12 protein-coding genes and 1 pseudogene are annotated in these 13,278 nt (G+C 73.8%); 2 read left to right on the top strand and 11 right to left on the bottom strand.

Annotated features, from left to right (window positions below):
- Positions 1 to 9 precede the first annotated feature (9 nt).
- The gene (gene pucL, locus JOD52_RS05475) at positions 10 to 1,014 is read right to left on the bottom strand and encodes a factor-independent urate hydroxylase (protein WP_204409002.1); all 1,005 of its coding nucleotides are present in this window, start codon (positions 1,012 to 1,014) and stop codon (positions 10 to 12) included.
- Between the two features lies 1 nt (position 1,015).
- Positions 1,016 to 1,336 (bottom strand): hydroxyisourate hydrolase, encoded by a 321-nt coding sequence (uraH, locus tag JOD52_RS05470; protein WP_204411531.1) that lies wholly within the window; start codon positions 1,334 to 1,336, stop codon positions 1,016 to 1,018.
- Between the two features lie 267 nt (positions 1,337 to 1,603).
- On the opposite strand from uraH, the gene JOD52_RS05465 reads away from it, so the two are divergent.
- Positions 1,604 to 2,698, top strand: a complete 1,095-nt coding sequence (locus JOD52_RS05465; RefSeq protein ID WP_204409001.1) for an ABC transporter substrate-binding protein — start codon at positions 1,604 to 1,606, stop codon at positions 2,696 to 2,698.
- A 125-nt stretch (positions 2,699 to 2,823) separates the two neighbouring features.
- Here the strand turns inward: JOD52_RS05465 and JOD52_RS05460 are convergent, their stop codons facing one another.
- The 6 genes from JOD52_RS05460 to JOD52_RS05435 form a co-directional block, all read right to left on the bottom strand.
- Positions 2,824 to 3,726: a MurR/RpiR family transcriptional regulator gene (locus tag JOD52_RS05460; RefSeq protein WP_239551802.1), complete on the bottom strand. Its 903-nt coding sequence runs from the start codon at positions 3,724 to 3,726 to the stop codon at positions 2,824 to 2,826.
- Positions 3,723 to 5,024 carry an allantoate amidohydrolase gene (locus JOD52_RS05455; RefSeq protein WP_204409000.1) on the bottom strand — a complete coding sequence of 434 codons (1,302 nt, stop codon included), beginning with the start codon at positions 5,022 to 5,024 and terminating at the stop codon, positions 3,723 to 3,725. Before JOD52_RS05455 ends, JOD52_RS05460 begins: the two co-directional genes overlap by 4 nt.
- A complete protein-coding gene (locus JOD52_RS05450; protein WP_239551801.1) occupies positions 5,021 to 6,307 on the bottom strand; it encodes a pyridoxal-phosphate-dependent aminotransferase family protein in 1,287 nt (428 codons plus the stop codon). Before JOD52_RS05450 ends, JOD52_RS05455 begins: the two co-directional genes overlap by 4 nt.
- 132 nt (positions 6,308 to 6,439) lie before the next feature.
- Positions 6,440 to 6,937 carry a 2-oxo-4-hydroxy-4-carboxy-5-ureidoimidazoline decarboxylase gene (locus tag JOD52_RS05445; protein WP_204408999.1) on the bottom strand — a complete coding sequence of 166 codons (498 nt, stop codon included), beginning with the start codon at positions 6,935 to 6,937 and terminating at the stop codon, positions 6,440 to 6,442.
- On the bottom strand, positions 6,934 to 8,652 hold the full coding sequence (locus tag JOD52_RS05440; RefSeq protein WP_204408998.1) for an AtzH-like domain-containing protein: 1,719 nt from the start codon (positions 8,650 to 8,652) through the stop codon (positions 6,934 to 6,936). Before JOD52_RS05440 ends, JOD52_RS05445 begins: the two co-directional genes overlap by 4 nt.
- Positions 8,649 to 9,740, bottom strand: a complete 1,092-nt coding sequence (locus JOD52_RS05435) for an acetamidase/formamidase family protein (RefSeq protein ID WP_204408997.1) — start codon at positions 9,738 to 9,740, stop codon at positions 8,649 to 8,651. Before JOD52_RS05435 ends, JOD52_RS05440 begins: the two co-directional genes overlap by 4 nt.
- 99 nt (positions 9,741 to 9,839) lie before the next feature.
- On the opposite strand from JOD52_RS05435, the gene JOD52_RS05430 reads away from it, so the two are divergent.
- Positions 9,840 to 10,589 (top strand): DUF1275 family protein, encoded by a 750-nt coding sequence (locus JOD52_RS05430; protein WP_204408996.1) that lies wholly within the window; start codon positions 9,840 to 9,842, stop codon positions 10,587 to 10,589.
- A gap of 35 nt (positions 10,590 to 10,624) precedes the next feature.
- Here the strand turns inward: JOD52_RS05430 and JOD52_RS05425 are convergent, their stop codons facing one another.
- The 3 genes and pseudogenes from JOD52_RS05425 to JOD52_RS05415 all read right to left on the bottom strand — a co-directional run bounded on the left by JOD52_RS05425 (position 10,625) and on the right by JOD52_RS05415 (position 13,220).
- The gene (locus JOD52_RS05425; RefSeq protein ID WP_204408995.1) at positions 10,625 to 11,299 is read right to left on the bottom strand and encodes a nucleotidyltransferase family protein; all 675 of its coding nucleotides are present in this window, start codon (positions 11,297 to 11,299) and stop codon (positions 10,625 to 10,627) included.
- Between the two features lie 11 nt (positions 11,300 to 11,310).
- Positions 11,311 to 12,000, bottom strand: coding sequence for a winged helix-turn-helix domain-containing protein (locus JOD52_RS05420; protein WP_376983650.1), 690 nt, complete (start codon positions 11,998 to 12,000; stop codon positions 11,311 to 11,313).
- Positions 12,001 to 12,455: 455 nt separating this feature from the next.
- Positions 12,456 to 13,220 (bottom strand): annotated as a pseudogene (locus tag JOD52_RS05415) (SDR family NAD(P)-dependent oxidoreductase).
- Between the last annotated feature and the right edge of the window lie 58 nt (positions 13,221 to 13,278).

The raw sequence follows: 13,278 nt of genomic DNA, 5'->3' as shown, positions 1-13,278 counted from the left end.
TCCGGGGCCTCAGCAGAATCCGCCGAGCCACTCCCAGGCGGCCGGCTGGTCGGGCTCGCCGGGGCGGGTGACCGCGGCCTGCATGAGGCCGTAGGGGCGGTCCCCGGCGATGAACACCTCGTTGTCGTTGCCGAGCTCGAAGGGGCTGAGGTCCACGAGGTAGTGGTGCTTGTTGGGCATGACCATGCGGATCTCGGCCAGCTCCGGACGGGCGGCGAGCACGGCCTCGCCGATCGCGAAGAGGGTCTGCTGCAGGGACAGGGAGTGCGTGGTCGCGAAGGTCTCCAGGAGCACCGCGCGCACCGCCGCGAAGGTCTCGTCCGGGTCGACGCCGGAGGTCCCGTCGGCCGTGATGGGCTCACGGAAGCGCCAGCGGGCGGTGACCTCGGTGGCGAGGATGCGGTCGGTGGTCTCGGGCAGGGTCGTGTACCGGTCCCGCGGGAAGCCGTGGAACTCGCTGCCGGTCGACTTCAGGACCACGAGGTCCTTGATCCCGCCGATCACGTGGGCGGCGCCGTCCTGGACGGTGACGGCGGCGGTGCGGACCTCGGGGCCGGTGCGCACGAAGGAGTGGTCGTGCCCCTCACCTGCGGCGATGATGCGCTCCCAGCCGAGCTGCTCGGCCTCCCAGCGCCCGCCGGTCAGCCACGTGCCCTCGGCCATGAAGTGCTCGGCCAGGCGCAGCAGGAACCGCTCGGGACCGGCGACACCGTACTGCTTCGCGAAGGCGTAGACGGTGTTCTTCTGCGTGTCGGTGGCGATGACGCGCGCGTTGTCGCCGGTGCGGTAGCAGTCCTCGAAGTCGCCGCGCAGCATCGAGGTGACGTTCAGGTCCGTGAGGACATGGCGCGGGGTGGAGCGGTCCACGTGGACGAGCCGCACCTCGGCCTTGCCGTACTGGTTCCGGCCCAGTACCGCGGTGGGGGCGGAGCCGGCGGGCACGGAGGCCGCGGGGGCGGCCGACGGGGCGGGGGTCTGACCGGCGGGGGTCTGCGGGGTGGTGGTCTCGAGCATGTCAGCTGCCTCGGTAGGTGGAATGGGCGAAGGGGCTCAGCAGGAGCGGCACATGGGCGTGGCCCTCGTCGAGGGAGAAGGCCACCTCGACCTCGGGGAAGAACGTGACCTGGCGGCGTTCGGCGTAGTAGGCGCCGGTCGCGAAGCGGAGGCGGTAGGTGCCCGTCACGAGCGCGATCGGGCCGAGGTCGCGCACGCGCCCGTCGGCGTCGGTGACCCCGGTCGCGACCTCGGAGCCGCCTGCATCCAGGAGAGTCACGGCGACGCCGACGGCGGGCCGGCCGGTGCCGGTGTCGAGCACGTGGGTGGTGACGTGGCTGATGACGGCGTCCTTCCTCCGGCGGTCGGCGGGTCCCGCGCGCCGCCTGCGACAGGCTGCGCGGCCGGATCCCGCCCTGGTTCCTCCACGCTAGGAATCGGGTGCGGCCGGACCGTTTCTCCCATGTAAAACATGTGTTTCGCGGGTCTGCTCTGCAGATGTAACCGCCGTGAAACAGGCCCAGGCGCCCGCTGAAACACACGATCCCTAGCGTCGGACTCGCCGCCACTGCCCCGAGGCGCTGCACCCCTTGAGAAGAAGGCGAACGCCATGAAGACCCCTCGCACCTCTGCCTCCGCCCCGACCCGACGCGTCGTGATCGGCACGTCCCTCGCCGCGCTCGGCGCCCTGTCGCTGGCCGCCTGCGGCGGGGCCGACGCCGAGTCCGCCTCCGGCGGCTCCTCCGACGGCGGGGAGGCCGCGGCCGACTACGGCACGCTCGACATCAACCTCTCGTGGATCAAGAACGCGGAGTTCGCCGGCGAGTACATGGCCATCGACCGCGGCTACTTCGAGGAGGCCGGGTTCTCCGAGGTGAACCTCATCGCCGGCGGCCCGTCCGGCACCTCGAGCGAGACGATGGTCCTCTCGGGCTCGGCGATCATGGGCACCACCTCGCCGCTCGGCGTGGCGCCGCTGATCCAGGACGAGGAGGCGCCGCTGAAGATCATCGGCACCACCTACCAGAAGAACCCCTTCACGATCATCTCCCTCGGCGACGCCGCCCCGATCGCCACCCCGGCGGACCTCGTCGGCAAGAAGATCGGCGTGCAGACCGGCGTGAACGAGACCCTGTTCGACGGGTTCCTCTCCGCCAACGGCATCGACGCGGCCGAGCTGGAGAAGGTGCCGGTGCAGTACGACCCGCAGCCGCTCGTGAACGGCGAGGTCGACGGGTTCTTCGGCTACCTCACCAACGAGGCGCTGACCCTGGAGCTCGCCGGCGAGGACGTGGTGAACCTGCCGCTGGCGGACAACGGCCTGCCGTTCATGGCCGAGAGCATCGTGGTCACACAGGAGTCCATCGAGACCCGGCGCGACCTGCTGAAGGCGGCGCTGGTGGCGCTCATCCGCGGATGGAAGGACGCGATCGCCGAGCCCGAGGAGGGCGCGCGCCTCGCGGTCGAGGACTACGGCCAGGACCTCGGCCTGGACATGGAGAAGGAGACCCGCCAGGCCGAGGAGCAGGTGGCGCTGGTCAGCACCGACGAGACCGACGCGAACGGTCTGCTGACCATGTCCGACGAGCTCATGCAGCAGAACGTGGACGCGCTGGTCGCGGCCGGCTACGACCTCGCCGTGGAGAACTACTTCGACACCAGCCTGCTCGAGGAAGTCTACGCGGAGAACCCTGACCTGATCTGACCCGGGGGAACCGAGGAAGGGGCGAGCCTGCGGGCTCGCCCCTTCTGCCGTGTGGGGTCGATGTGCTGAGTGTGCTGTGCGCGCTGCGCGCTGTGCGGTGAGGCTCTGTGCGGTGAGCGCTGGGCTCAGCTGTCCTCGAGCTCGCCGAGGAGGTCGTAGGCGGCGGTGATCCGGCTGATGCGGCGCACCCCGTCGGCGCCACGCCGGTTCAGCACGCCGTTGGCGAGCAGGGACACCAGCGCCGTGGCGGTGGAGTAGCTGTCGAAGGCGCCGTCGGAGTCGATGGGGCATTCGAGCCAGCGGTCGGCCGCGGCGGCGTAGGGGCGGGCGGTGCCGTCCCCGACCAGCAGGCAGCGCGCGGGCGATTGCGCGATCGCGCCGGCGAGGGCGGGGAAGGTCGTCGGCCGACGGCGGAAGCCGATCAGCACCACCGCGTCCTCGTCGGTGAGCCCGGCGAGCTCCTCCCCCACCGCCTGGCCGGGCTGAGGGGCGAGACGCACCTCGTCGCGGGCCTGGATGAGCTGCTGGTGCAGGTGCAGGGCGACGGGGTAGCTGTTGCGCAGACCCACCACGAGGATCCGCCGCGCGCCGGTGAGCAGCGCGGTCGCCTCCTCGAGCGCCCCGCCGGAGAGGACGGTGAGCAGCCGGTCGTGGTTCTCCCGCTCGGCGCGGACGTGCGCCTCGAGGCTCGGCCTGAGGCCCGGCACGCCGGTGCGGGTCGGTGCCGCGAGCGGTGTCCCGGCGCGGCGCATGGCGCGGGTGTGCTCCTTGACCTCGCGGAAGTCGGCGAAGTCGAGCTTGCGGAACAGGCGGCTGACGGTCGCCTTGGACACCCCGGTCTCGCGGGAGATGTCCGCGGCGCTGAACACGGCGAGGTCGCCGAGGTGCTCGAGCAGGAAGTCGCAGATCCGTCGCTCCTGCGGGGTGAGCTCGGCATACTTCGCGTCGATGCGGGCGTCGATGCGCACCTCGCGGCGCGGCATCTCGCGCAGGCCGGCCGACGGGAGCACGCGGATCGCGGCGTTCATCGGATCCCCGCGGCGGCGAGGGTCGCGGCCTCGAAGGCGTCGAGCGCTGCGGCGACGTCCTCGGTGGTCACGGATTCGTCGGGGTGGTGGCTGATCCCGTCGGCGCAGCGGACGAAGAGCATGCCGATGTCGGTGAGGGCCGCCATGGCCATCGCGTCGTGTCCGGCGCGGGAGAACAGCTCGAGCGGCGCATCATCACCGCCGGCACCATCGCCGACCGAGCGGATCCCGGTGCGGACGGCGTCCATGAGGTGCGGTGCGCAGCGCACGGCGGAGGCCTCGTGGATCTGCTCGACCTCGAGGGTGAGGCCGCGCTCGGTGCAGAAGCCGCGGATCGTCCCGAGGGTCTCCTCGAGCACCGCGTCGCGCAGCTCGTCGGTCTCGGCGCGCAGGTCCAGGGACATCTCCACGTGTCCCGGCACCACGTTCACGCCGCCCGGGTAGGTCTGCAGCCGGCCGACGGTGGCGATCGCGCCGCGCTCGCGGGCGATCTGCTCGATGTCGAGGACGGCGCGGCTCGCCCCGATGAGTGCGTCGCGTCGACGGTCGTAGGGGGTGCCGCCGGCGTGGCGGGCCTCGCCGAGAACGGTGAGGGCGAACCGTCGGGCACCGGCGATCGAGGTGACGACGCCCAGAGGCCGGTCCGCGGCCTCGAGGTAGGGGCCCTGTTCGATGTGGACCTCGAGGTAGCCGGCGACCTCGTCGGGGCCGAGGGCCGCGTCGGCGATGCGGGCGGGGTCGAGGCCGAAGCGGGTGAACGCCTCGGCCATGGTGATCCCGTCCTTGTCCTCGAGGGCGAACCAGTCCTGCTCCCAGGTGCCGGCGAGTGCGCGGCTGCCCAGCAGCGTCGCGCCGAAGCGGGTGCCCTCCTCGTCGGCGAAGGCGACGACCTCGAGGGCGACGGGAAGCTCGCCCGCGCGGTGCTTCAGTCTCGCGACGGTCTCGATGGCGAGGAGCACCCCGAGGATCCCGTCGTAGCGGCCGGCGTCGGGGACCGTGTCGAGGTGGGAGGCGAGGAGAAGGGCGGGCAGGCCGGGGCGGGAGCCTTCGAGGCGTCCGCGCTGGTTCCCGGCGGCGTCCTGCCAGGTGCGCATCCCGGCGGCGGTCATGAGCTCGGCGGCGACTGCGTTGTGGCGGGCGTGCTCGGGGGTGAGGTAGGTGCGCTCGATGCCGTCCTCGAGGGCGGAGATCGCGGCGAGCCGGTCGCAGTCGGCCATGATGCGCGCGGCGGCCTCGAGAGTCCCGGCGGAGAGGGCTGGGGTGGTGGGGCTCGCGGGGGTGGTGGCGTCGGCGGTCATCGCGCGACCCCCGCGACGGCGGCGGCAGCCTCGTCGGCCGCGCCCTCCTGCCCGGCCGTGCCCTCCCCCGCGCCCTCGTAGTGCTCGCGGGCCGCGCCGACGCCGCCACCGGCGACGACGTCCGCCCCGCCGGCACGGAGCACCTGCTCCAGCGCCGCGAGGGTGAGGAGCACGGCGTCGCGGCGGGCGTTGTAGCCCATGGTGCCGATCCGCCAGACCTTCCCGTGCAGGGGTCCGAAGCTGGTGCCGATCTCGATGCCGTAGTCCTCCAGCATCGCGGCGCGGGCGGCGTCGGCGTCGATGCCGTCCGGGATCTCGACGGCGAGGACGTTGTGCATGCGGTGGGCCTGGTCGCCGAAGAGGGTGAGTCCCAGGCCCTCGATGCCGGCGGCCATGGCGGCGCCGTGGAGGCGGTGGCGGGCGACGGCGGCGTCCATCCCCTCCTCGACCAGCAGGCTCGCGCACTCGCGGGCGGCGTAGAGCATGCTCGTCGCCTCGGTGTGGTGGTTCAGGCGCTGCTCGCCCCAGTAGTCCAGGATCATCGCGAGGTCGAAGTAGTTCGAGCGGATGCGGGTGCCGCGCCCGGCGGTGCCGTCGGCGATCCCGGCCTCGACGTGGCGTCGCGCCCCGATCACCTCGACGGCGCGATCGGAGAGGGTCAGCGGTGAGCTGCCGGAAGGGCCGGCGAGGCACTTCTGCAGGCCCGCGGTCGCGGCGTCGATCCCCCACTCGTCGACCAGCAGGTCGTTCCCGCCGAGGGAGGCGGTCGCATCGGTGTACAGCAGCGCGCCGTGCCTGGCGGCGATCTCGCCGAGCTCCTCGAGGGGCTGGTTCATGGTGGTGGAGGTGTCGCCCTGGACGACGGCGAGGAGCTTCGGGCGGACCGTCCGGACCGCGTCCTCGATGACGGAGGCGGGGAACACCTGTCCCCATTCGGTCTCGAGCGTGTGGACCTCGGCGCCGCAGCGCTCGGCGATCTCGACCAGGAGGTGGCCGAAGCGGCCGAAGATCGGGACGAGCACCTTGTCGCCGGGTTCGAGGAGGGAGACGAGCACGGCCTCGATGCCGGCACGGGAGGTGCCGTCCACCAGGAGCGTCGCCTCGTTGCCGGTGCGGAACACCTCGCGGAAGAGGCCCTGGGTCTCGGTCATCAGCGCCGTCATCGCGGGGTCGAACTGGCCCAGCAGCGAGGCGGACATGGCCCGCAGCACGCGGGGGTCGGCGCTGATGGGGCCGGGGCCCATGAGCAGCCGCGGCGGCGGGGCGATCTGCGAGGTGCGCATCAAGGAGTTTCCGTTCTGGGGACGTGCATGCAGTGCTGGGACGTTCATCGGTTCTGGTCCCAGTGAATGCAACAGACGTTTCAGGGGTGTTTCCGTCGCGGATCGAGGACGGGAAGCCTGCGAGGTGGCGGGTCAGTCCGCGAGCAGGGCCTCGAGGCGGCGCAGGGCGATCTGGCGCAGCTGCTCGGCGCGCTCCTTCTGCTCATCCTCGTCGCTGAGGAACAGGCGCCGCTCGAGCTCGGCGAGCATCTCGGCCTGGGTGCGGCCGGCGGCGCGGATGAGGAACACGGTCCCGAAACGCTCCTCGTAGCGGGCGTTCGCGCGCACCCACTCCCCCGGGTCCTCCACCCCCGCCTGCTCGGCGGCGGAGTGCGAGGTCTCCGCAGCCCCCAGGCCCTTCGCCTTCTCCCCGATGCGGGGATGGTGGGCGAGCGCCCCGTGGACCTCATCGGGGGTCCAGCGTCGGGCGCGGTCCGAGGCCTCGGCGAGCAACGACTCGGCGCAGGGGTAGGGGCGGGCGGCGATGAGGTGGCGCACCCAGGACTCGATCGGGGCGCAGGCGCGCAGCTGCTCCGCGAGCGCGGCGGGCGGTGCGGTGTTCAGGCGCTGGAGGGCGGGCAGGGTGCTCATGCGGGGATCCTCCCCGGCGCAGTGCCGATGGTGGGCGCGGCGTCCGTGGTGGCAGCCGTGCCCGGCGCGGGGCCGACGGGAGGGGCGGTGGCCTCCTCGAGCCGGGTGGCGAGGTCGATGAGGGCGAGGTCGCTGCCGGGCGGGCCCACGAGGGTCACGGCCGTCGGCAAACCGCTCGCGGTCACGAGCGGCACCGCCACCGCCGGCAGACCGGCCAGGCCCGCCAGGCACGTCAGTCGCATGGTCCGTGCGCGCTGGGCCTCGATCGCGGGGCCGCCCGCGGCCGCGTCCCGCACGAGCGGCGCGATGGACGAGGCTGCGGGGACCACGAGCACCCCCTCGCCGAGGCGGCGTCGGATCTGGCCGACGGCGCGGGTGCGGGCCTGCTGCGCGTCGGCGGCCTCGTCGGCCGTGACCCGGGCGGCCGCGTCGAAGCGGGCACCGACGTCGGGCGCGAGCTCGCTGCGGTGCGCGCTCACCCACTCGCCGTGGGCGGCCCAGGCCTCGCGAGCCTGGAGGAGGCGGAAGGTCTCGGCGAAGCCAATGAGCTCGTCGGCGTCCAGCGGGTCCGCCTCCTCGATCTCGATCGCGGTGCGCCAGCGCGCGAGGGCGGTGTCGAGGGCGTCTGCGACCTCGGGGTCCAGCAGCGTCTCGAGCCCGGGGACGGTGTGCAGCGCGGGGTCCTCGAGCCCTTCCTGCTCCTCGGGCAGGAGCACGGCGGCGGCGCGGGCGAGGAGGTCCGGCGTGCGGGTGAGCAGGCCGACCGTGTCGAAGCTCGGCGCGAGGGGGAGCACCCCGTCGCACGGCACGGCGCCGTGGGTGGGGCGCAGCGCCCACAGTCCCTGGTAGGCGGCGGGGACCCGGAGGGAGCCGCCGGTGTCGGTGCCGAGCCCGATGCTCGCGTGCCCCAGCGACACGGCCGACGCGGGGCCGGAGGTGGAGCCGCCGCTGATCCGGTGCGGGGCGCGGGGGTTCGGCGGGGTGCCGTAGTGGGTGTTGGTGCCGGCGAGGCTGTAGGCGAGCTCGTCGGTCGCGGCGATGCCGGTGATCTCGGCGCCCGCGTCCAGCAGCAGCTCCACCGCGTCGGCGTGACGGGGCTCGGGGCGGGCGCCCGCGAGCAGGGCGGGGCTGCCGCCGCCGATCCTCTGCCCGGCCACCGCGATCACGTCCTTGACCGCGATCCTCTCCCCGGCGAGGGGGCCCGGTGCCTCGTCGGCCGATCCCCCGCCGGCGGGGACAGAGGCCGGGACGAGCGGGGCGCCGAGGACCCGCCAGATCCGGCGGTCCATCGCGGGCGGGGCCACGGCGACGTGGGCGACGGCGACCTTCCAGCCGTCCTCGCCGCGCCGCCACACCTGGGTCTGCTGGCCGCGGCCGCCGCGCAGCAGCTCGGTGATCGCGACGACCGCCGCGTGGTCCTCGCCGAGCGCCCGCACCTCGACCTCGACGATGCGGCGCTTCGGGGCGCCGCCGCGCCCGCCGCGGAAGGTGCTGATCGCGTCGTGTCCGCGCAGCAGCCCCGCCGCGTCGCCGCGCAGGGTGTCCGGGCCGGGGGCGAACAGGGCGTCGAGCGCCGGGAGGTCGTCGGCCATGAGCGCGCGCTCGTACTCCCAGAACGCCTCGAGCAGCCCGGGGATCTCGGGGCCGTTCGCGACGGGACGGGCGCGGTCCGCGAGGACGTCGGCCGGCGACACCGAGGAAGACGTGGTGCTCATGGGCGGACCTCCGCGAAGTCGGCCGTGCGGATGCGGGCGTGGACGCCCTTGACGACGTCGACGACCTGGGAGATGTCGAAGTCGGTGGCGGCGCTGAGGTAGGCGAGCGCATGCTCGGGATCCAGGCCCCAGCGGGCCTGGAGCAGCGCGATCGCGTGGCGCACGCAGTCCTTCACGGCGAGGTCGAGGTCCTCGTCCATTCCGGTGGGGATGAGGTACTCGGTGGTCTCGGCGAGGGGACCGGCCACCTCGCCGAACTGCGCGATCGCGTCCTCGCGGGCGATCACGTCGAACCGGAGCCGGCTGCGCAGGCTCGCCTCCATCGCGGTCAGCGCCACCTCCCCGTCGCCCTGGGCGAAGTGCGGGTCACCGACGTAGGCGAGGGCGCCCTCGACCTGGACGGGCAGGTAGAGGGAGGTCCCGGCGGTGAGGAGGTTGATGTCGATGTTGCCGCCGTGTCGGCCGGGCGGCACCGAGTGGGGGCGCCCCGTGCCGGGCACGGCCACACCCATGATCCCGAGGAACGGGCGCAGCGGAAAGCGGAGCGTCCGCTCGGCGCCGGCGCGCGGGGCCATGGTGCCGACGGGCCCGTTCGGAGTGTGCTCGACCCCGGCGAAGACGCTCACGGTGCCGGGACCGGCCGGGTACTCACCGGGCAGGGCGCCGCGGCCGTGGCGGTTGGAGACCACGCCGTAGGGCACACGCATCTCGTGCTCGAGGATCGTCACCTTCAGCAGGTCGCCGGGGCGGGCACCGGCGACCTGGATCGGGCCGGTGACCACATGGGGGCCGTCGGTCGCCCGGTCGCGACCGGGATGGCCCGCGGCGAGCGCGATCGCGTCGGGCAGCACCTGCTCAGGCTCGACGCCGTGGGCGCCGAAGAAGGCGCGCGGGTCCCGGCCCTGGTCCTCGAGGATCCCCTCGTGGCTGAGGGTGTCGATGACCGCCTCGTCGCCGGGCTCGAGGCGCAGCACAGGGGCGTCGGCCGCGCAGGGCAGTCGGCCCCACAGGCTCGTACGCTCCTCCACGGGGAGGTGGGCGACTCCGGCCGGCGCCTTCTCGCCCGCTCGCAGGATGTTCGTCAGCATGGTCCTCCTCAGCTCACGCTCCACGCTAGGGGCGGGGTTTTACGCCCTTGTTACACGGCCGTGCCGCCCGGGTTTCAGGAGGTCCGTAGCCTCCCGGCCATGACCGGAACCCCTGCCGCCGACACCGCCTCCGCCACCGCCACCGCCACCGCGAGCGACCCTGCCGCCCCGGAGACGAGCGCCGCACCCGCGGCCGACCTGCGCCCGCGGCACCTGCGCCTCATGCTCGCCCTCACCTTCGCCACCGGCATCGTCGACGCGGTCGGCTACCTGGGGCTGGATCGGGTGTTCACCGCGAACATGACCGGCAACGTCGTCATCCTCGGCATGGCGCTGACCGGCGCGGACGACCTGCCCGTGGTCGGCCCGGTGCTGGCGCTGGCAGGCTTCGTGCTCGGTGCGATCCTCGCCGGCCGCGCCCTCGGCGGGCGCACCGGGGCCTGGACCGGCGCGACCACCGCCCTGCTCTGCGCGGTCGCGGCCGTGGTGATCGCCGCCGGCGCGATGCTGCTCGTGTGGGAGGGCGCCCCGCACACGGCGCTGCTCGGCGTGACCGGAGCGCTGGGCCTGGCGATGGGGGCGCAGGCCGCGACCGCCCGCGCCCTCGCCGTGAAGGACGTGACGACCGTGGTCATCACCTCCACCATCACGGGCCTGGCGATGGACTCGGGACTGGCCGGCGGGACCGGGGCGCTGTGGCCGCGCCGACTGCTCGCGGTGCTGCTCATGCTCACCGGCGCCGCCGTCGGCGCGCTGCTGCTGCAGGTGCACGCGGGGGCGGGGCTGCTGCTCGCCGGGGCGCTCTGCGCGGCGGTCGCGCTGGTCGGGCACGCGCGCGCCCGGGGGTGAGGGCGCGGCCGACGGGGCCGGCCGGCGCTCGCGGGTCAGCGGCGGGCGAGGCGGGAGAGATCGGCGACGGTGTCGAGGTCGCCGCCGTCGTCGAGGTCCCCGCAGTCCACCAGGTCCACACGCTCCAGATTGCGGTGCAGCCAGTCGCGGGCGCCGCGATCGCCATGCGCCTCCGCGGCGGCGGCGCGAGCGTCGGCCGCCTCGAGCAGCACGGGGTGGCGGCGCAGGAGCCGACCGTCGGGCCCCGGGTAGGAGGCGGCGGTCGCGCGGCCGGGCCGATGCGCGCCGAGCACCCGGCGCACCAGCGCGGGGCTCAGCCCCACGTGGTCGACCAGGGCGAGCATGAGGTGCGGGGCATCGGCCGCCGCGACCCCGACCCGCAGGGAGACGGCCATGCCGGTGCGCCACAGAGGGCTCTCGGCGACCCGCGCCCCGGCCTCGCGCGCGACCGCGCCAACCTCGTCGGCGTAGGCGCCGGTGACGACCAGGACGTCGCGGCAGCCGCCCTCGAGCAGGCGCCGGGTCAGCACCGCGACCAGGGGCTCCCCGCCGAGCGGCAGCAGCGCCTTCGGGCCGCGGCCCAGGCGCCGCCCCTCCCCCGCGGCGAGGAGGACTGCTGTCGAGTCGGGCAGGACTGCGGTCTCTGGCAGAACCGAGGTCTCGGGCAGGGTGAGGTGCTCCGGCGACGGTGACGGGTCGGGCTGGGTCATGACGGGGGTCCTCAGGCGCTCTGCAGCTCCGGGACGGCCTCGGAGACGACGAGGTCGAAGCGGTAGCCGACGTTGCGGACCGTGTGGATCGCGGACTCGATGCCGGCGCCGAGCTTGGCGCGCAGGCGCCGCACGTGCACGTCCACGGTGCGGGTGCCGCCGAAGTAGTCGTAGCCCCACACCTCCTGCAGCAGCTGGGCGCGGGTGAACACGCGGCCCGGGTGCTGGGCGAGGTACTTCAGCAGCTCGAACTCCTTGAAGGTCAGCTCCAGCGCCTGCCCGTGCAGGGTCGCGGTGTAACTGGACTCGTCGATCACGAGACCGCCCGCGGTGATCAGCTCCGGGCCGAGGTCCGGTGCGGGGGCGAAGCGCAGCGCGAGACGGAGGCGGGCGTCGACCTCCGCGGGGCCGGAGCTGGGCAGGAGGTAGTCCGCGGCGCCCCAGTCCTGGTTCGCGGCGGCCAGTCCGCTCTCGGCCATGATCAGCACCAGCGGCAGGTGCAGGCGCGCCGCCTCGAGGCGGGCGGCCATGTGCGGGGCCCAGGTGAGGTCCGAGGTCGCATCGAACACCGCGACGTCGCACTCGGGGGCGCGGCGCAGCTCGGCGAGGTCCGCGCCGCTGTAGTGCACGGTGTGCGGGAGGATCGCCAGCGCCCCCAGGGCGGGGCGGCGCAGGGCGAGGGGTGCCGGGGAGATGTGCAGGACGCGGAGCGTGGAGTGCAGGGTTCGGTTCACGGGGGACCACCTTCTTGATCGGGCCGGGATGCGGGGCGGAACGCATCTCACGGTCCCCCCACCTCACCGCAACACTTGTTTCACGCCTATGCCAGAGAGGCGTCGTGATCGAAACGAGACCATTGCGTCCAGGGCACGGGACTGGGGCTGGGGTGGGCGGCCCGACGGCGCGGGACAGATGCAAGGACCCCTCAAGCACTCCGCCGGGTTCGCCTCCTCGATCATCCGGGCCCTACCCCCGGTTCGTGGACACGGGGGTCGCGTTGAAGGACTCCGCCATCGGCGTCGAGGCGCGGTCCCGACGACCAGACGGCCACCGCGCACAGCCGATTCCGTTCTCGGCGCGCCGGCCCGCTCTGGAGTCCCTGACGTCGCCGATGAGCTCCGCAGGCACATCCCCCTCAGGTGACGCGCCGCGCCCCTCACCGCCCGTGCGCCACCGCCGGGATCTGCGTCGCCAGCTTCCCGCCGGAGACGTCCACGAGCGTGCCCGTAATGTATGAGGCCTGGTCGCTGGCGAAGAAGATCAGCAGGTCGGCGACGTCGTCGGGGCTCTCCCAGCGGCGCAGCGAGAGGGTGTCCAGCAGTCAGTCCTGCCGCTCGGCGGGCAGGTCGGCGAAGCCATTCATGGAGGTGGGGACCATGCCGGGGGCGTAGGCGTTGACGGTGATGTCGTGGGGGCCGAGCTCGGAAGCGAGCACGCGGGTCAGCTGCACCATGGCGGCCTTCGAGGCGGCGTAGGCGGCGCTGCCCACGCTCGGCACGATCGCGGCGAACGAGGCGGCGTTGAGGATCCGCCCGCGCCCGGCCCTCTGCATGTGCGGAGCGACCTCCCGGCACATGAGGAAGGTGCCGCCGGTGTTCACGTCGAAGCACTTCTGCCAGGTGGCCCAGTCGTTCTCGACCACGGTCAAGTCCGCGACGATCCCGGCGTTGTTCACGAGCACGTCGATCGTGCCGTGGCGCTCCACGACGGCCTCGACCGCGCGGTGCACGGACTCCGGGTCGGCGACGTCGCAGACCACCTGGTCCACGGTCGGCGCACCCTCCGCCGGCTCGTCCGGGGAGGCGAGGTCGAGCGCGACCACGCGCGAGCCCTCCTCGGCGAAGCGTGCGGCGATGGCCGCGCCGATCCCGCGCGCCGCCCCGGTCACCACGACCACCCTGTCCCGCAGATCCAGCTCCATCGCCCTGTCCTCTCCTGCGGCTCCCGTGCCGCGCTCGGTGTGCGGCCCGTCGGCCGCG

The organism is Brachybacterium muris (genome assembly GCF_016907455.1).
Taxonomy (GTDB): Bacteria; Actinomycetota; Actinomycetes; order Actinomycetales; family Dermabacteraceae; genus Brachybacterium; species Brachybacterium muris.
Note: the sequence above shows the minus strand (reverse complement) of the source record. Positions and strands in the feature narration are given on the sequence as shown.

Coding starts and splice junctions, on each gene's coding strand:
- pucL (WP_204409002.1), bottom strand. CDS start 1,014: ATGCTCGAGACCACCACCCCGCAGACCCCCGCCGGTCAGACCCCCGCC.
- JOD52_RS05465 (WP_204409001.1), top strand. CDS start 1,604: ATGAAGACCCCTCGCACCTCTGCCTCCGCCCCGACCCGACGCGTCGTG.
- JOD52_RS05460 (WP_239551802.1), bottom strand. CDS start 3,726: ATGAACGCCGCGATCCGCGTGCTCCCGTCGGCCGGCCTGCGCGAGATG.
- JOD52_RS05455 (WP_204409000.1), bottom strand. CDS start 5,024: ATGACCGCCGACGCCACCACCCCCGCGAGCCCCACCACCCCAGCCCTC.
- JOD52_RS05450 (WP_239551801.1), bottom strand. CDS start 6,307: ATGCGCACCTCGCAGATCGCCCCGCCGCCGCGGCTGCTCATGGGCCCC.
- JOD52_RS05445 (WP_204408999.1), bottom strand. CDS start 6,937: ATGAGCACCCTGCCCGCCCTCCAGCGCCTGAACACCGCACCGCCCGCC.
- JOD52_RS05440 (WP_204408998.1), bottom strand. CDS start 8,652: ATGAGCACCACGTCTTCCTCGGTGTCGCCGGCCGACGTCCTCGCGGAC.
- JOD52_RS05435 (WP_204408997.1), bottom strand. CDS start 9,740: ATGCTGACGAACATCCTGCGAGCGGGCGAGAAGGCGCCGGCCGGAGTC.
- JOD52_RS05430 (WP_204408996.1), top strand. CDS start 9,840: ATGACCGGAACCCCTGCCGCCGACACCGCCTCCGCCACCGCCACCGCC.
- JOD52_RS05425 (WP_204408995.1), bottom strand. CDS start 11,299: ATGACCCAGCCCGACCCGTCACCGTCGCCGGAGCACCTCACCCTGCCC.